Source organism: Flavobacterium aquaticum (assembly GCF_003259835.1).
GTDB lineage: Bacteria > Bacteroidota > Bacteroidia > Flavobacteriales > Flavobacteriaceae > Flavobacterium > Flavobacterium aquaticum.
Map to the genome: position 1 here is coordinate 422,759 of NZ_QLMI01000001.1, position 17,982 is coordinate 440,740.

General features: G+C 31.4%; 18 protein-coding genes. 10 read left to right on the top strand and 8 right to left on the bottom strand.

Annotation, left to right across the window (positions count from 1 at the left end; genetic code table 11):
- Positions 1–3: 3 nt before the first annotated feature.
- Positions 4–1,428: an ATP-dependent DNA helicase gene (locus B0I03_RS02140; RefSeq protein WP_111565820.1), complete on the top strand. Its 1,425-nt coding sequence runs from the start codon at positions 4–6 to the stop codon at positions 1,426–1,428.
- 27 nt (positions 1,429–1,455) lie between these two features.
- Positions 1,456–2,181, top strand: coding sequence for a 3-deoxy-manno-octulosonate cytidylyltransferase (gene kdsB / locus B0I03_RS02145; protein WP_111565821.1), 726 nt, complete (start codon positions 1,456–1,458; stop codon positions 2,179–2,181).
- Here the strand turns inward: kdsB and B0I03_RS02150 are convergent.
- The gene (locus B0I03_RS02150; RefSeq protein ID WP_111565822.1) at positions 2,173–2,835 is read right to left on the bottom strand and encodes a spermidine synthase; all 663 of its coding nucleotides are present in this window, start codon (positions 2,833–2,835) and stop codon (positions 2,173–2,175) included. The genes kdsB and B0I03_RS02150 overlap by 9 nt on opposite strands.
- Positions 2,836–2,890: 55 nt before the next feature.
- On the opposite strand from B0I03_RS02150, the gene B0I03_RS02155 reads away from it, so the two are divergent.
- Together B0I03_RS02155 and B0I03_RS02160 are read left to right on the top strand one after the other, a co-directional pair.
- Entirely contained in the window at positions 2,891–3,448 is a 558-nt protein-coding gene (locus tag B0I03_RS02155; protein WP_111565823.1) for a 1-acyl-sn-glycerol-3-phosphate acyltransferase, read from the top strand.
- Positions 3,449–3,549: 101 nt separating this feature from the next.
- Positions 3,550–4,587, top strand: a complete 1,038-nt coding sequence (locus B0I03_RS02160; protein WP_111565824.1) for a hypothetical protein — start codon at positions 3,550–3,552, stop codon at positions 4,585–4,587.
- A gap of 50 nt (positions 4,588–4,637) precedes the next feature.
- Here B0I03_RS02160 and B0I03_RS02165 read toward each other — a convergent pair whose 3' ends face one another.
- The gene (locus B0I03_RS02165; protein ID WP_111565825.1) at positions 4,638–5,099 is read right to left on the bottom strand and encodes a helix-turn-helix domain-containing protein; all 462 of its coding nucleotides are present in this window, start codon (positions 5,097–5,099) and stop codon (positions 4,638–4,640) included.
- Positions 5,100–5,401: 302 nt separating this feature from the next.
- Here B0I03_RS02165 and B0I03_RS02170 point away from each other — a divergent pair, with 302 nt between their 5' ends.
- From B0I03_RS02170 to B0I03_RS02180, 3 genes are read left to right on the top strand one after another with little or no spacing between them, the layout of a single operon-like run.
- Positions 5,402–6,556 carry a M14 family metallopeptidase gene (locus B0I03_RS02170; RefSeq protein ID WP_111565826.1) on the top strand — a complete coding sequence of 385 codons (1,155 nt, stop codon included), beginning with the start codon at positions 5,402–5,404 and terminating at the stop codon, positions 6,554–6,556.
- A gap of 57 nt (positions 6,557–6,613) precedes the next feature.
- The gene (locus tag B0I03_RS02175) at positions 6,614–7,093 is read left to right on the top strand and encodes an Lrp/AsnC family transcriptional regulator (RefSeq protein ID WP_026726210.1); all 480 of its coding nucleotides are present in this window, start codon (positions 6,614–6,616) and stop codon (positions 7,091–7,093) included.
- 46 nt (positions 7,094–7,139) lie between these two features.
- A complete protein-coding gene (locus B0I03_RS02180; protein ID WP_111565827.1) occupies positions 7,140–7,649 on the top strand; it encodes a DinB family protein in 510 nt (169 codons plus the stop codon).
- A gap of 40 nt (positions 7,650–7,689) precedes the next feature.
- On the opposite strand, the gene B0I03_RS02185 is transcribed toward B0I03_RS02180, so the two are convergent.
- From B0I03_RS02185 to aroB, 4 genes are all read right to left on the bottom strand, one after another.
- Positions 7,690–8,079, bottom strand: coding sequence for a DNA primase (locus B0I03_RS02185; RefSeq protein ID WP_111565828.1), 390 nt, complete (start codon positions 8,077–8,079; stop codon positions 7,690–7,692).
- 87 nt (positions 8,080–8,166) lie between these two features.
- Entirely contained in the window at positions 8,167–9,141 is a 975-nt protein-coding gene (locus tag B0I03_RS02190; RefSeq protein ID WP_111565829.1) for a deoxyhypusine synthase family protein, read from the bottom strand.
- An 11-nt stretch (positions 9,142–9,152) separates the two neighbouring features.
- Positions 9,153–10,562 carry an arginine decarboxylase gene (locus tag B0I03_RS02195; protein WP_111565830.1) on the bottom strand — a complete coding sequence of 470 codons (1,410 nt, stop codon included), beginning with the start codon at positions 10,560–10,562 and terminating at the stop codon, positions 9,153–9,155.
- A 296-nt stretch (positions 10,563–10,858) separates the two neighbouring features.
- On the bottom strand, positions 10,859–11,926 hold the full coding sequence (gene aroB, locus B0I03_RS02200) for a 3-dehydroquinate synthase (RefSeq protein WP_111565831.1): 1,068 nt from the start codon (positions 11,924–11,926) through the stop codon (positions 10,859–10,861).
- A 93-nt stretch (positions 11,927–12,019) separates the two neighbouring features.
- On the opposite strand from aroB, the gene B0I03_RS02205 reads away from it, so the two are divergent.
- Together B0I03_RS02205 and B0I03_RS02210 are read left to right on the top strand one after the other, a co-directional pair.
- Positions 12,020–13,186: a proline dehydrogenase family protein gene (locus B0I03_RS02205; protein ID WP_111565832.1), complete on the top strand. Its 1,167-nt coding sequence runs from the start codon at positions 12,020–12,022 to the stop codon at positions 13,184–13,186.
- A 70-nt stretch (positions 13,187–13,256) separates the two neighbouring features.
- Complete coding sequence (locus B0I03_RS02210) at positions 13,257–14,249, top strand: T9SS type A sorting domain-containing protein (protein WP_181452322.1); 993 nt, start codon at positions 13,257–13,259, stop codon at positions 14,247–14,249.
- 250 nt (positions 14,250–14,499) lie between these two features.
- On the opposite strand, the gene B0I03_RS02220 is transcribed toward B0I03_RS02210, so the two are convergent.
- On the bottom strand, positions 14,500–14,922 hold the full coding sequence (locus B0I03_RS02220) for a thiol-disulfide oxidoreductase DCC family protein (RefSeq protein ID WP_111565835.1): 423 nt from the start codon (positions 14,920–14,922) through the stop codon (positions 14,500–14,502).
- A 137-nt stretch (positions 14,923–15,059) separates the two neighbouring features.
- The gene (locus tag B0I03_RS02225) at positions 15,060–17,228 is read right to left on the bottom strand and encodes an endonuclease MutS2 (protein WP_111565836.1); all 2,169 of its coding nucleotides are present in this window, start codon (positions 17,226–17,228) and stop codon (positions 15,060–15,062) included.
- 83 nt (positions 17,229–17,311) lie between these two features.
- Between B0I03_RS02225 and B0I03_RS02230 the strand changes: the two genes are divergently transcribed.
- Positions 17,312–17,977, top strand: coding sequence for a uracil-DNA glycosylase (locus B0I03_RS02230; RefSeq protein WP_111565837.1), 666 nt, complete (start codon positions 17,312–17,314; stop codon positions 17,975–17,977).
- The last annotated feature ends 5 nt before the right edge of the window (positions 17,978–17,982 follow it).

A 17,982-nucleotide genomic window follows, 5' to 3' on the forward strand; every position in this document is an offset into this window, starting at 1 on the left:
TTTATGACATATAAGCTGTTTTACAATTTATTACAAAATAATTTCCCTCATCAACCAACTCTAAAACAGGATATTTTTTTTCAGAAAATAGCCGATTTTATTTTAAACTCGACTTCTGATGATATTTTTGTACTCAAAGGTTATGCTGGAACAGGTAAAACAACAATAATTTCTACCGTAATTAATAATTTAGGAGATGTTAATATGAAAGCTGTGCTTCTTGCTCCAACAGGTAGAGCAGCAAAAGTAATAAGTAATTACTCAGGAAAGCCAGCTTTTACGATTCACAAACGTATTTATTTCCCTAAAAAAAATAAAACAGGCGGAGTAAGTTTTACTTTACAACAAAATAAATTTAAAAACACCTTATTTATAGTTGATGAATCTTCCATGATTTCCGATACGAATCAAGATTCTAAATTATATGAAAATGGTTCTTTGTTAGATGATTTGTTTTTTTATGTGGATGCCGGAAAAAATTGCAAGTTGTTATTAATAGGAGATACCGCTCAGTTGCCACCTGTAAATATGAGTGTGAGTCCTGCTTTGGATATTGATTCGCTTTCGCTTCATTATCAAAAAAATGTACATCATATTGAGTTAGATGAAGTCATGCGACAAGCCGAGCATTCTGGAATTTTGTATAATGCGACTCAATTAAGAGAATTATTGCATTCGCATTTTATTGATACGTTCCAATTCAAATTGAAAGGATTTAAAGATATTGTTCGTTTGCAAGATGGTTATGATATTCAAGATGCAATTCATCAAGCGTATGATAATTATAGTATTGAAGATACCGTTTTTATTTTGCGATCGAATAAAAGAGCGAATCAGTATAACCAACAAATTAGAGCTTCTATTTTATCTAAAGAAAGTGAAATTTCTACGGGAGATTATTTAATGGTGGTGAAAAACAACTATTTCTGGCTAAAAGAAGAATCAGAAGCCGGATTTATTGCTAATGGCGATATTGTCGAAATTCTAGAAATTAGAAAAATTCAAGAGTTATACGGATTCAAATTCGCCACCGTAAAAATCAGAATGGTGGATTATCCAAACCAAATTCCGTTTGACACTGTTATTATGTTAGATACGATTATGAGTGAATCGCCTTCGTTGACTTATGAAGAATCGAATAAATTGTATCAGGAAGTGTTGTTGGATTATGAAGAAGAACGCCAACAATATAAAAAATTACAGAAAGTAAAAGAAAACCCTTATTTCAATGCGCTTCAGGTGAAATTTTCGTATGCTATTACGTGTCATAAATCGCAAGGTGGTCAATGGAAAACGGTTTTTGTAGAACAACCATATTTACCTAGCGGAATTGATGTAGATTATGTCCGCTGGTTATACACCGCCATCACGCGTGCCGAAGAAAAATTATATTTAATCGGATTTAAGGATGAGTTTTTCGAAAATTAATACTTTTGTAATCAAACAAAATCAAACATGAAAATAATAGCTGTAATTCCCGCTCGATATGCTTCCACACGTTTCCCTGCCAAATTAATGCAAGATTTAGGAGGCAAAACTGTAATTCTCAGAACGTATGAAGCAGCTATTTCTACGAATTTATTTGATGATGTTTTTGTGGTTACCGATTCTGATTTAATTTATAATGAAATTATTTCGAATGGAGGAAAAGCCATCATGTCGATAAAAGAACACGAAAGTGGAAGCGACAGAATTGCTGAAGCTGTTGAACATATGAATGTTGATGTTGTAATTAACGTTCAAGGTGACGAACCTTTTATCAATAAAAAACCTTTAGAAGAATTAATCGAAGTTTTTAAAAACGATACCGAAAAGAAAGTCGATTTAGGTTCTTTGATGTTTCAAATTTCTGATAAAAAAGAGATTAATAATCCAAATAACGTAAAAGTAATTACAGACCAACAAGGTTTTGCTTTGTACTTTTCTCGTTCGGTAATTCCATTTCCAAGAGAAGAAAATGTCGGAGTGCGTTATATGAAACACATCGGGATTTACGCTTTCAGAAAAGAAGCTTTGATGGATTTTTACCGTTTACCCATGTTATCGTTAGAAGCTTCCGAAAAATTAGAGCAATTACGTTACTTAGAATATGGAAAACGTATTAAAATGGTAGAAACTTCTCACGTAAGTATAGGGATTGATACGCCAGAAGATTTAGAAAAAGCTAGAAAGTTATTGTAGTTTTTTTATAGTAAACAATTCGTTGTGAACTTCTATTTTGGGATATAATCGCACCGAATAATTGCTTTCAAATTTACTTTTGTAAGTTGCATTTCTTCTTCTGTCTTGATAATCTAAAACCATAGTATTAAATAAGATAAATCCATTTACATTAAGTAAAAAGTTAATACGATTTATAAAGAAATCTTCAAATAGAAAATTGGGCATTGAAGTATCTTGAAAGATGTCAATAATGATTAAATCATATTTTTCTTTGGTCTTTAAAACAAACTCAAAAGCGTCGTCAATTACGATTGAAACGTTGTTGTAATTTCCTAATCCAAAATATTTTGTAGCTAATTCTACAACAGCTGCATCAATTTCTACGCCTGTAATTTTGCCTTCAAATTTCACTTCTTTTTTTAGGGTTTCAATAACACTTCCGCCAGCAACTCCAAGAACTAAAACCGATTGAAAGCCTTTAATTCGTTCGTAACCTATATATTTTAATCCTTTTTTTAAGACACGCTGTAAACTTCCAAAAGAATAATTAGTGTTTTCAGAATCCAAAACTAAATACCCGTTATTCCAGGTAACTTCCAGATTTTTACTATAAACCGATTTCTTTTGATGAATTTTTATAGGAAGTAAAAAACTCAATAAGCGCTTAATCATGTAACTTTGTTTGTAATCGTAAATATAATTTTATTTTTGTATCAAAATCTATCCCATGAAACAAATTATATACAAATTTATTTTCTGCAAAATTTTTGGTTGGAAAGTGGTTGGAACCATAACGCCAATAGTTAAAAAATGTGTGATTATTGCGGTTCCACACACGAGTTGGTGGGATTTTTTCCTTGGAATTTTTTCTCGAGGCATTCTAAATATCGAAATAAATTACGTGGCTAAAAAAGAATTATTCGTATTTCCATTTAATTATTTTTTCACTTGGACAGGTGGAACACCTTTAAATCGCCAAAAAAACGAAAATAAAGTAGATACAATTGCTAAAATATTTCAAGAAAAAGAAGTTTTTAGGTTAGCAATCGCTCCCGAAGGTACTCGAAAAAAAGTATCCGAATGGAAAACAGGTTTCTATTACATGGCTCTAAAAGCAAATGTACCTATTGTTCCCGTAGCTTTTGATTACGGAAGAAAAGAAGTGGTTTATCACGAACCATTTTATCCAACAGGAAATATTGAGGCTGATATTAAATTTTTAGAATCGTATTATAAAGGAGTTATAGGGAAAGTTCCAGAACTAAGTTATGTTCCAAAGGAATAATTGATTGTTTGATTCATTTTCAAAAAGATAAAAAAAGTCATTTAAAATAAAACCAAGTAACATAGTTTTTCGTAGATAGAAGAAATCAAAACTTTTAACAAATGAAAAAACTATTTTTACCTCTAGCTTTAGTAGCTGTTTTATTTACTTCTTGTAATGATGACGACTCTTCAATGGTTACTCCAGAACCAGAACCAATTGACCAAACTCCAACTCCGGCTCAGGAATTAAAATTGATAACCACAAGTAATACTTCGGGACAAATTTCGTTTACCGATTTATTAGCAACAACCCCAACAGCAAAAAGTTTTTCAATAAGCTCTACCGATGCTGATGGAGTTTATTATGATGTATTCAAAGACCAAATCGTGTTAGCTTCAAGAACAAATAATAGAGTAGAAGCTTATAATGGATTGAGAAATGCTATTATTTCTTCAGCCACAACTTTAGATTTATCTTTTTCATCTTCAACAGATTTTACAAATGCTCGTGAAATAGCTGTTTCAGGAGATAAAGTAGTTGTTGCACAAGACCAAAATGCTGGAAATAGTAATATCAGTAAATTTTATGTGTACCAAAGAAATACATCTGGATTTACGCTTTTAAACACCTATACAGTTGATATTAAACTTTGGGGAATTCATTTAGACGGAACTACGATGTACGCAATTGCTGATAATACAAGCGATTTAGTGGTTTACAATAATTTCTTTTCTAATGCTACAGGAGCAATTTCGGCTTCAAAAAGAGTTACAATTGAAGGTTTAGTTAGAACACACGGAATTACTTATTCTCCCCAAGATAATGTAATGGTGTTGTCTGATGTAGGTTTAGCTTCAAGTGCAACCGACGGTGGTTTAGTGGTTATTAATAACTTTACTTCTGTACTAAACATGACGAATAATTTGGGAACAATTGCTATGAACAATCAAATTAGAGTGTACGGACCTAATTCTATGTTAGGAAACCCTGTCGATGTTGCTTACGACCATGTGACGAATGCTATTTTTGTAGCGGAACGTTTGAATGGTGGCGGACAAGTTTTAAAATTTGCTTTCCCAACAATGTCAGCTGATGCAATACCTCAAATGAGTAGAACAGAAGCAGGAGTAACTGCTGTTTATTTACACAGAAGATAAAGGTTTGTTATTTAATTATTTAAAAACTCTGGAGAAATTCAGAGTTTTTTTTATGGCTTATAGTTTTTGAAAGTTCCATTTTTAAAAAATACTACAATACGCTCAATTTCTTCGTGAGAATTATTTTCTGTCTTAATCGATTCTACAGGATTACGTTCTGAAAGAGTAGGGCTAGTTCCTTTCTCTACGGTCGAAAATAAATCAGGTTCAGAATTAGTTGTTTCTATAAATGATAATGAAGAGGGTTTTGTTTCTTCTTCTAAAACTGTCTGAGTTGCATTTTCTGATTTTGGAAAATTTCCTTTACCATTTAAAATCCAATACAAATCTACTTCCGGAAAAACCTCAATTACTTTTATGATAAAATCTAAGCTAGGTTTGTTTCTGCCAGAGAGTAGGTGAGACAAACTCGATCGCTGTACATTTATTTTATCCGCAAAAGCAGAAGCCGATAAATTATAATAATCGAGTATAATTTCTAACCGTTTAATAAAATCATCAATGTTTACCATTGTAAATAGTTATTTAGAATTATAGAGTTACAAATGTAAACAAAGCAATAGAGATATACAAGTTTACAGATGTAAATAGCGGTTTTATTGTTAATGTTTTACTTTATTTAATAAGTTATAACTTATTGATTTACAAATAATAAAACTGAACTTTGTTTATATGATTAATATTGTGAATTAATGCAATTTGGATTAATAATGATGGCTGTTAAAACCGTTTACAAAAGTAAATCATATAATAATTTATAGTGTTTACAAATGTAAAATTAAAGTTGTTTACATTTGTAAATCAAAATAAAGCCATGGATTATTTACAATTAGCAACTCAATATTTAGAACCTAAACTCAAAGGAAAGTATATTCATTTAGAAACTATTTTACCTGTTTTGAAATCGTTAAATCCATATTTTGAAATTACAGAAATAGGTAAATCGGTTCAAGAAAGAGTGATTCATCAGGTTAAAATTGGAACGGGAAAAACAAAAATTTTGATGTGGTCGCAAATGCATGGAAACGAATCGACTACTACAAAAGGATTGTTTGATTTCTTTAATTTCTTACAATCGGATAGTGAAATTGCAAATCGCATTAAAAGCGAATACACCTTATTATGTATTCCTATGTTGAATCCAGACGGCGCTTTCTTATATACAAGAGAAAATGCGAATAAAGTAGATTTAAACAGAGATGCTTTTAATGCTACTCAACCAGAAATGCAAGTCTTGCATAGTGTTTACAAGAGTTTTCAGCCAGATTATTGTTATAATCTGCATGATCAAAGAACAATTTTTGGTACAGAAGGTTTTAATTTGCCGGCAACTATTTCTTTTTTATCGCCAGCTTATAATGAAGAAAGAGAATATAATGATGTTCGATTAAAAGCAATTCATATAATAAACAAGATGAATATTGCGTTACAACTTTATATTCCAAATCAAATTGGCCGTTTTGATGATGGTTATAATATAAATTGTACGGGTGATTATTTTACAACACAAAATACACCAACTATTTTATTTGAAGCTGGACACTATGAAGATGATTATGATAGAGATGTTGTAAGAAAATATGTTTTTATTTCGCTTTTGAGTTCATTTGATGCGAGTTACGAAAACGTTATAGTTAATAAAGAATTGAATAATTATTTGAAGATTCCTCAAAATAATAAATGTTTTTATGATTTTATTTATAAAAATGTCAAAATTATTGATAATAGTGAAGAAAAAATAATTAACTTTGCTGCTCAATATACTGAAGTAGTGCAGAATGGTCAGTTGAAATTTGTAGCATCTATTGTCAAAATAGATGATTTGCAGGATTTTAAAGGACATTTAGAATACGATTGCGCAAATGGTTTGTTTGAATCTAAAGGAAGATATTTTCCAAAATTAGAGGATAAAGCCGATTTTTTTATCAATAATTTAACAGAATTTAACAATGGTGTAAAAATTATTTGATAAATTTACCTCAGATTTGAATAAAACTCAAAAATTTAACAAATATTATAAGCACTTATGAGTAAGTTTCGTTTAGATGAAGTAGATCATCAAATTTTGGACATGTTGATTGATAACACGAGAGTTCCTTTTACAGATATTGCAAAAAAATTATTAATTTCTGCAGGAACGGTACATGTTAGGGTGAAAAAAATGGAAGATGCAGGAATCATTCAAGGTTCTTCTTTGACATTAGACTATGAAAAATTAGGTTACTCTTTCATTGCTTATGTTGGAGTTTTCTTACATAACACGTCGCAAACTAAATTCGTTTTAGAGCGTATTAATCAAATTCCATTCGTAACAGTTGCTCACGTAACTACGGGAAAGTTTAATATTTTCTGTAAAATTAGAGCTAAAGATACTAAACATGCTAAAGAGGTTATCTTCATGATTGATGATATCGAAGGTGTGTACAGAACTGAAACCATGATTTCTTTAGAAGAAAGTATCAACGATAAAAAACGATTGATGCATACGATTTTTAAAGAATTGTAAAATATGAAAGCCTCTTTATGAGGCTTTTTTTTTATATCTTTAAGTTATGAAAAACTTACAATCAAACGAGTTTGCTCCCTATTATGAGAATTATATCAAATTAGTTCCAGAGCAAGATATTATTAAAGGACTTATTAAGCAAAAAGAAGAAATGTTGCATTTCTTTAAATCGATTCCTGTTTTTAAACATGAATTTCGATATGCAGAAGGGAAGTGGACAATTAAAGATATTATTTTGCATTTGATTGATGCAGAACGAATATTTGCTTATCGTGCTTTAAGAATTGCAAGAAATGATAAAACTGTTTTACCAGGATTTGAAGAAAATGATTATGTAGTTACAGCTAATGCTAATAATCGTGAATATGAAAGTTTATTGGCAGAATATGAAACTGTACGAAATGCTTCTGTGAGTTTATTTGAAACTTTTACAACTGATGATTTACTTCGTTTAGGAACGGCTTCTAATAACAGTGTTTCGGTAAGAGCTATTGGATATATTATGTTAGGACATGAATTGCATCATAAAAACGTAATTTTAGAAAGATATTTATAATAAAAAAGGGATTCAATTTTGAATCCCTTTTTTATTTATTTTAATCTTCATCGTCTTCGTCAGCATCATCGTCGTCTCCGTCTTCTGAATCTTCGATATCGTCTGAATCATTTGAATCGTCATCGTCGTCATCGTCGTCTTCAATATCTAAGTCTTTTAGAGCTCCGATTTTTTCATCTGGTACTGCTACCACATCATCTTCGATAATGTCATCTTCGTCGTAATTTTCAATTCTGTCGGCTAGTTTAGTACTTACTTTTACTAAATAAATAGTGTCTTCAGTACGAACTTCTACAGCTTCAACAGTTTCATTCTTAGCATTTTTAAAACGAATAACATCCGAATCATCATATCCGTCAGGAAATTTCTCAACTAGTAAGGTTAAGATTTCATTTGTTAATTTAGCGTAATCAACAATAACTCTTTTCATTGGGTAGGTTTTAATCTTGTAATTTCGTCAAATGTAATATCCTCAGCTTATATTTTCAAGTAAAATTTAATATTTTTTTAAAAAATTTTACCAACCTAAAACGTAAGCAAACATCAATGGCGCAACTATCGTAGCATCAGACTCTACGATAAATTTAGGCGTTGTAATATCTAATTTACCCCAAGTAATTTTTTCGTTTGGAACTGCTCCAGAGTACGAACCATAACTAGTTGTTGAGTCAGAAATTTGGCAGAAATAGCTCCAAAACGGCACATCATGCATTTCCATATCTTGGTATAACATTGGAACTACACAAATTGGGAAGTCACCAGCAATTCCTCCGCCAATTTGGAAGAAACCAATTCCTTTTCCAGCACAGTTTTTTGGATACCAGTCTGCTAACCACATCATGTATTCAATTCCACTTTTCATAGTTGTAGCTTTGAATTCACCTTTAATGCAGTAAGAAGAGAAAATGTTACCCATTGTACTGTCTTCCCATCCTGGAACTACAATTGGTAAGTTTTTTTCAGCAGCTGCAACCATCCAAGAATCTTTTGGGTCGATTTCATAGTATTGTTCCAAAACTCCTGAATTGATCATTTGGTACATAAATTCATGTGGAAAATAACGTTCTCCTTTAGAATCAGCATTGTTCCAAATATCAAATAAGTGTTGTTGTAATCTTCTGAAAGCTTCTTCTTCAGGAATACAAGTATCTGTTACACGATTGTAATGGTTTTCTAATAAATCCCATTCTTCTTGTGGTGATAAATCTCTGTAATTTGGAACTCTTTTGTATGAATTATGAGCTACCAAGTTCATGATATCCTCTTCTAAATTAGCTCCAGTACAAGAAATAATATGTACTTTATCTTGACGAATCATTTCGGCTAATGATTTTCCTAATTCAGCTGTACTCATTGCACCAGCTAATGTAATCATCATTTTTCCGTTGTCTAATAAATGCTCTTCGTAACCTTTTGCTGCATCTACTAAAGCAGCAGAGTTAAAGTGAAGATAATGTTTCTCGATAAACTGACTAATTGGTCCTTTGCTCATTACTTTTTATTTTATTGTTCTTTTTTCTTAATGTATCCTAAAATTTCTAAAACGTCTTCGGCTTTTTGTTGTTCTGAAAACACTTCAGTTGCAATAATTCCGTTTTTGTCTTTGTCAATTAAAATGTGTTTTGGTTGTGGTAAAATACAGTGACTTAATCCACCAAAACCTCCGATGGTTTCTTGATAAGCTCCGGTATTAAAGAATCCTATGTATAATGGTTTTTCTTTATTGTATTTTGGTAAATAAACCGCATTCATGTGTTGTTCCGAATTGTAATAATCGTCTCCATCACAAGTTAATCCACCAAGTAAAACCCGTTCGTAAGTGTCATTCCAGCGATTCACCGCCATCATAACAAAACGTTTGTTAATTGCCCAAGTATCAGGTAGAGTGGTGATGAAAGAAGAATCAATCATGTTCCAATTCTCTCTATCATTTTGTTTCTTTTGGTATAACACTTGATACAAAGCACCTCCAGATTCACCTACAGTAAACGATCCGAATTCTGTAAAAATATGAGGAACAGCAACTTCTGCATCATCACATGCAATCTTGATTTGATTTAAGATTTCGTCTACCATATATTGGTAATCGTAATCAAAAGCTAATGAATTTTTAATAGGGAATCCTCCGCCAATATTCAAACTATCTAATGAAGGACATTCTTTTTTCAAAGCAATGTACACTTTCATACATTTTAATAATTCGTTCCAATAATACGCTGTGTCACGAATACCTGCATTAATAAAGAAGTGAAGCATTTTTAATTCCACTTTCTTGTTTTCTGCAATTTGTTTTCTGTAGAAAGGAACGATGTCTTTATAACCAATTCCTAAGCGAGATGTATAAAACTCAAATTTTGGTTCTTCTTCCGCAGCAATACGAATTCCGATTTTAAATTTCCCATCGATTTCTTCTTGTAATAAATCTAACTCTTCAAAATTATCAATTACAGGAATAGTATTTTTGTGTCCGTTGTTGATTAAACGAGCAATGTTAGTTACATATTGATCGCGTTTAAATCCGTTACATACAACGAAAGTATTTTTATTGATTTTTCCTTGTTCCATCAAACTTTCAACAATATTAATGTCAAAAGCAGAAGAAGTTTCAAGATGGATGTTATTTTTTAAAGCTTCATTTAAAATGAATTCAAAATGGGAACTTTTAGTACAGTAGCAATAGAAATACTTGGCTTCATAGCCATGTTTTTCCATTGAATTTCTAAACCACATTTTAGCACGGTTGATGTTTTGAGAAATTTTAGGCAAATAGGTAAACTTAAGTGGCGTACCATATTCTTCTACCAATTTCATTAAATCGATACCGTGAAATTGAAGATTGTCTTTGTTTAAAGTAAATTCTTCTTGTGGGAAATAAAAAGTCTGATTAATTAAGTCGTAATATTTAGTGTTCATTTTGAAATATAAGATTAAAAATTAAAAAAGCTTAAAGCGAACTTGTTTTAAACCTTAATTTTCAAACCCTAATATTTGCAAATCGAATTAATAGTTTTTCACTAAAAGTCTTCGATAACGCGAATAAATCAATTATATGAAAACAAAATATAGAAAAGAACAAACGATCAATAATAGATAAGTCAGCATTCCTATTGCTAAGAATTCTGTTGAAATTGTTCGTATAGTTGTTTTCTTTCATGGGCGCAAAGTTAAAAAATAAAATGGCTATTATTTAAAGAAATTTAAAAAAATAATTAAACTGAGTAATCTTTAAAGGCTTTGAAAATCAATTCGTTATCTGCTTCTTGATTGATTTTTATTTTTCCGATTCCTTCAAGAAGAGCAAATTGTACTTTTCCGAATTCATTTTTTTTATCATAAATCAACAGTTCAATGATTTGATTGATATCGTTTTCATTAAACTCAATACGCTCAAAAATATCATTTATAATGTATTTAATTTCTTGATATTCCTCATTGGTTAACAACCCTTTTTCTTTAGAAATATAGCTTTCTAAAATCATTCCTGCGGCAATTGCTTCTCCGTGAAGTAAACTAGTTTTATCTTCGTTTTCTAAGAAATAGCTTTCAATTCCGTGTCCTAAAGTATGTCCAAAATTTAATCCTTTTCTAATTCCGTTCTCGGTTAAATCTTCACAAACAATTGTATTTTTTATTTGAATGGATTGATGAATTAATTCGTTTAAATCTTCTGTACTTAAATCCTTTAAGTTTTTAAATTTATCCCAATAATTTTTGTCGAAAATTAAGCCATGTTTTAACATTTCGGCTAATCCGGAGCGCATTTCTCTTGGAGATAGTGTACTTAAAAACTCAGTATCCACAATAACCGCTTTTGGTTCGCGAATAATTCCGATTTGATTTTTTAAATTTCCTAAATCTACACCATTTTTCCCTCCAATAGAAGCATCTACCATTGAAAGTAGTGTAGTTGGAATATTGATAAAATCAATTCCTCTTTTGAAAGTGCAAGCTACAAATCCGCCCAAATCAGAAATTACGCCACCACCTAAATTGATGATGATACTTTTTCTATCGGCACCTAATTCAGACAAAGCAGCCCAAACTTCGGAACAAGTTGCTATATTTTTATGACTTTCACCTGCTTCTAATTCAATGATTTCGATTTCAATTTCGGTTGCCAAATTATTTAATAAGTGAGGTAAACAATACTGCGAGGTATTTTCGTCAACCAAAATAAAAATTTTAGAATAATGCGTTGGAACAAGATACGAAGCTAGTTTTTCATAGCCTGTTTCATTAAAAAATACGGAATAATTAGTTGCTTGTATGGTTTGCATGAAAATGTGTAAAATTTGACTGCAAAATACGTCATTTTTTATTTATTATTCGATAACTGTGGCGTATATTTGTAACACTTTATTTCAAACACAATGAACACACTATTTAATAATACAGAAGTTGCTTTTGCTTTAAAAAGTGACACCGAATTAGAAAGAGCTTATTTTTTATTCAAATTAATCGATAGTCAACCCTTAGTAAAAATAGGAACAGCCGTAACTAATTTTGCTTTAAAAGCGCATTTGCCAGTAGAAGGATTGATTCGTTCAACCGTTTTTGATCACTTTTGTGGTGGTGTAAATGAAACGGATTGTCTTCGTGTAGTAGATAAAATGTATACAAAAGGGGTTTCTTCAGTTTTAGATTATTCAGTTGAAGGTAAAGAAGAAGAGGCACAGTTTGATGCAGCTTTGAACATGACTTTAAAAACAATTGAATTTGCTAGAGAAAGAGAAGCGATTCCGTTTGCAGTATTTAAACCAACAGGTTTTGGACGTTTAGCTTTATACGAAAAAGTAGGAGAGAAGGCTCATTTGACAGAAAACGAGCAAAATGAATGGAACAGAGTAATCGAACGCTTTGATATTGCTTGTAAAACAGCATTTGAAAAAGATGTATTGTTATTGATTGATGCTGAGGAAAGTTGGATGCAAGATGCTGCAGATGCTATTGTAACCGACATGATGCGTAAATACAACAAACAAAAAGCGATTGTTTTTAATACGTTGCAAATGTACCGTTGGGATCGATTAGATTATTTAAAAAATCTTCACGAACAAGCAAAAGCAGAAGGATTTTACATTGGAATGAAATTAGTTCGTGGTGCCTACATGGAAAAAGAGAATGAAAGAGCGGCAGAACGCGGACAAAAATCTCCAATTTGTATTTCAAAAGAAGCTACTGACATAAATTACGATGCTGCTGTTTCTTATATGGTAGATCATTTGGATATTATGGCGGTTTTTGCTGGAACTCATAATGAAGAAAGCTCGTATAAGCTAATGCAATTAATGCAAGAAAAAGGAATTGCTAAAAATGACAAACGTATTTTCTTTGGACAATTATTGGGTATGAGTGATAATATCAGTTTTAATTTAGCAGCTGAAGGATACAATGTTGCAAAATATTTGCCTTTTGGTCCAGTAAGAGATGTTATGCCATATTTAATAAGAAGAGCTGAAGAAAATACTTCAGTAGCTGGGCAAACCAGTAGAGAATTAACTTTAATTAAGAAAGAGAAGGAAAGAAGAAAGTTGTAAATTTTTCTTAAAGTTGTTTTTTCTTACAATGAAAAGATTAAATTTGGGGGATAATTATAAAACTTTTATTATGAAAAAAACTTTACTTACTTTAAGCTTATTTGCTTCTTTTTTTAGTTTTTCACAGGTTTTGCAGTCAGAAAATTTTGACGCTTTAACTTTAGGAGATGTTGGTACAGATGTAACCGGAGTAACAGCAGGTCAAGGAGGTTACTACACTGCAAATGGAACAAATGCAAGTTATCAAATTGTTTCAGAGACAACGGGTAAATCATTACAAATTACGGGTTCAAATACCGCTACTGGCTCACGCTTTATGTGGAAAGACGGATTAGTTTCTGCTTGGGCAGGAAGAACAAGTGGAAATGAGGTAATTAATATTGAATTTGATTTATTTACTGGTGGAGCAACAACTAGTAAAAACCGTCAAAATTTGTATTTATATAATGCAGCTGGAGATAGAGTTTTAGTTGGTTTGAGTTTTGTTGCAGAAACCAAGACTCTGTTAGGAGTTTGTTATTTGGATAATGCAGGTACATTTGGAAATTATTCTTTAAATTTAGGTGCTTCTCCAATAGTTTTAAGTGGAAATCAATGGGTTAGAATAGGAATGAGTTTTAACAAAACAACGGGTGAAGTTTTTTGGAAAGGACCTGGTTTTTATGGTTCTTTTGATGGAGCCGCAGCTGGTTCGGATCCTGCTGAAATAGATTATATAATGAGTTCAGGAACTGCTAACGCAGTTGCATACACTGGTAAGTTTGATAATTTAGTTTCTTGGGCTAATAATGTAGAAAATCTGTTAGGAACTAATGATTTTGAAGTAAATAAATTAGATTTAATAACATTGTATCCTAATCCAACTACATCCATTTTAAACATATCAAACAACAATAATCTAGATATCAAAAATATTTCAGTTGTTGATATCAATGGAAGAGTGGTTAAAAATCAAGAAGGTTCTTTAACCCAAATTAACGTTTCTGATTTAAATGCTGGTGTTTATTTTGTAACAATTGAAGCTGCAGAAGGAAAAACAACTAAGAAATTTATTAAACAATAATTTCTTTACTACATAAAACTAAAAAACGACCAGATTACTGGTCGTTTTTTTTCTTTTTATCACTATTCATCATTAGCATTACAGCGCCAACTAAGCCAAGACACACAAGAGCAAAAACAATTATCATGATGAATGTTCCATTGCTATGTGAATAAAGTGGTAATAATAAATTTGCCATAGTTACAAAGGTTAGAATTTAAACAAAGATATAATTTAACAATTGTTTATTTCCTGATAATTATCATGTAACTTATTCTAAAAATTTAGCTTTTAATTCAGGAGTTGGAATCATACAAGATTCTTTTTTGCCATACCATTTGTATCGATTTCGAGCTACATAATCATAAATAAAATCACGTATTCCTGTTGGTAATATGGTAAAAACAGTTGCTAAAGTAAAAATTCCACTCAAGCCTTTTGCAATGTGTAAAGCTGCTGTTGATTTGTAGTAATAGGAAATTCCAGGTTCATACAAAACAATACTATCTGTATGAATAGGATTAATTCCAATGTGTTTTAAAATTTTCTGTCCTATTTCTGACTGTAATGATACAAATCTGAAAACATCTTTTTTATCATGTTTAATCACATATTGAACGGATGAATCGCACAAATTACAAACACCATCAAACAATATGATTTTTTTATCTTGTGGTAAATCTTGTATTTCCATATATCAAATTCAAGTTCAATCTTTAATTTTTAAAAAAAGGAACACAGATTTTTAAAATTTAAGTAATTGAAAAAATCTCTGTGTAACACTAATCAACGCAAACATAATCAAAAAAACTCGGTGAAACTCTGTGTAACTTAAACAGGTTGTACGTATTCCAATTGGTCTAAACTCACTTTTGAAGTAAAAATTCCGTAATTTACAGTTGCTTTTGTTTTTTCAATCACATCAATTGTTCCAATGGCTTTTCCATCTTTCATTCGAACTCTATCACCAACTTTTAAAGTAACTTTTGGTTTGTTTTCTTCTTCTATTTTTGCTTTGATTTTCTTTTCTTTTTTAACCGTGCGAATTTCCTCCACAATCACTTTAACTTCCTCTTCAACCTTTTTTTGAATCACTTCTTTTACCTTCTTTTCTTTAATCGAAAGTTTTTTACGTTTCGAATTTTCGATTTCAACCATTTTTAAAAATTCACCGATTAACGTTTTTTTGTCTTTATTATTGAAGTAACTTTCCGAAATATCATCAATTTTTTGACCAATATATATTAAACGCTGGTTCGCATCATACAATTCCTGATAACGTTCTAATTTATCCTGAATTTTAGCATTGATGGTTTCCATTTTCTTGCTTTCTTCACGCGCTTTGGTTTCTTCTTCTTTTAATGTTAAAGATGTTTTTTCTAATTTAGAACGCTCTTTTTGAAGGGTTGCAATGGTTTTGTCGAAACGAACTTTTCCGCCTTCAATTTTCTTTTTCGCACGATTGATTAATCCAAACGGAATACCATTTTTTTGAGCAACTTCAAACGTAAACGAACTTCCGGCTTGACCTAAAATCAGCTTGTACATAGGTTCTAATGATTTTTCATCGAACATCATGTTTGCATTGGAAGCGTAGGGCAATTCGTTTGCTAAAATTTTTAAGTTACTGTAATGTGTGGTTATAATTCCGAAAGCTTCGCGAGCATAGAATTCTTCCAAAAACGTTTCTGCTAAAGCACCACCTAATTCTGGGTCAGAACCCGTTCCAAATTCATCGATTAAGAACAATGTTTTAGCATTACATTTCTTTAAAAAGTAGTTCATGTTCTTTAATCGGTAACTGTATGTGCTTAGATGATTTTCAATGGATTGATTATCTCCAATATCTGTTAAAATTCTATCAAATAAAAACGTTTCGCTACGTTCGTGAACTGGAATTAAAATCCCACTTTGCAACATCAATTGTAGTAATCCAACAGTTTTTAGTGAAATCGTTTTTCCTCCAGCATTGGGTCCCGAAATCACAATAATGCGACTTTCGTTATGTAATTCGATGGTTTGTGGATAAGTAACGGCTTTCTTTTCCTTGTTGTTCAAATACAAAATAGGATGGAAGGCTTCTCTAAAAAACAAGCGTTTCTCTTCGATTATTTTTGGTAAAATTCCGTTGATTTTATTGGCATATTTTGCTTTGGCAGCAATCACATCAACATCACTCAAAAAGTCTTGATAAGCAGCAATAGTTTCGGTAAACGGACGAATTTCATTGGTTAAACGTTTTAAAATGCGCATGATTTCTTCGCGTTCTTCAAATTCTAGATTGTTTAATTCGCGAGAATAACGTTGTGCTGCTTCGGGTTCGATATAAGCAATACTTCCTGTTTTAGAATTTCCTAAAATAGAACCTTTTACTTTTTTACGATACATAGCTAAAACCGCTAAAACTCTACGATTTTCAACTACAGTTTCTTTAATATCATCTAAATAACCAAGTGAATTATATTGGCTCAAAGCCATACCAAAACTTTGGTTGATTTTTCCTCGAACTAGATTTATATTTCTACGAATATCTACCAAATCAGGTGAAGCGTTGTCTTTTATTATTCCGAACTTGTCAACCACTTCATCAATACGCTGAATGATCAATTTTACAATATCATTTTGAGAAGCTTTTTGGTATAAATTGGGATAATAATCTTCGAACTTCTTTAAAAACTGAATCAACGTAATTGCCGTTTCTGAAAGGTTGGCAATCTTTTTAAAACTTCCAACTTCCAAGAAACTATCTTCGATAGCTAAGAATTTTAATTCGTAATTGATATTTTCAAATCCGTGATTCGGAATGGCGTTGTTGTTAGAAAACGAAGATAAATATTCAGAAGTTTGCTTTAAATTAATAAGCAATTCTTCTTTGTTTTTGAACGGAGTTATCGCCATAGCTTTTGCTTCACCAATATCAGTGTTGCAACGACCAGCGATGGTTTCTAAAACCGTATTAAATTCTAAATCTTGTAGCGTTTTTTCTGTAATCGAAATCATTTTTCTTTTTCTGTTAGGTCAAAGTTACAAAGTAATAAATCCATATTGCAACAGAAATTTATATTTTTGGTAAAAATTATAAAATGTTTATCAAAAACCAGAGTTGGGAAACCTTATTAGAATCTGAATTTCAGAAGCCTTATTTCGTAGAATTAATGCAACAAGTGGAGCAAGAATACGCCACAACGACTTGTTTTCCGCCAAAAGAATTGATTTTTTCTGCTTTTGAGCAATTTGATTTTCGCGATACAAAAGTGGTGATTATTGGACAAGATCCGTATCATGGAATAGGTGAGGCGAATGGTTTGTGCTTTTCGGTGAATGATGGAGTTGCTATTCCGCCTTCTTTGAAAAATATTTTTACTGAAATTAATACGGAATACGAAAGGATTCTTTTTCCAACTTCGGGAAATTTAGAGCGTTGGGCAAAGCAAGGTGTGCTATTGTTAAACGCTGGTTTAACAGTAAGAAAAGACGAAGCCAACAGCCACAAACACTTAAAATGGAACGTTTTTACCGATGCTGTAATTGATTTAATCAATCAAAAATCTGAAAACGTAGTTTTTTTACTCTGGGGAAGTTTTGCACAGAAAAAAGGCAAACTAATCAACCAAGTAAAACATTTGGTTTTAGAAAGCGGACATCCTTCACCTTTAAGTGCCAACAGAGGTATGTGGTTTGGAAACAATCATTTTAGATTAACGAATGAATACTTAAAAATGAAGGGAAAAGGTGAGGTGGTGTGGTAGGTATC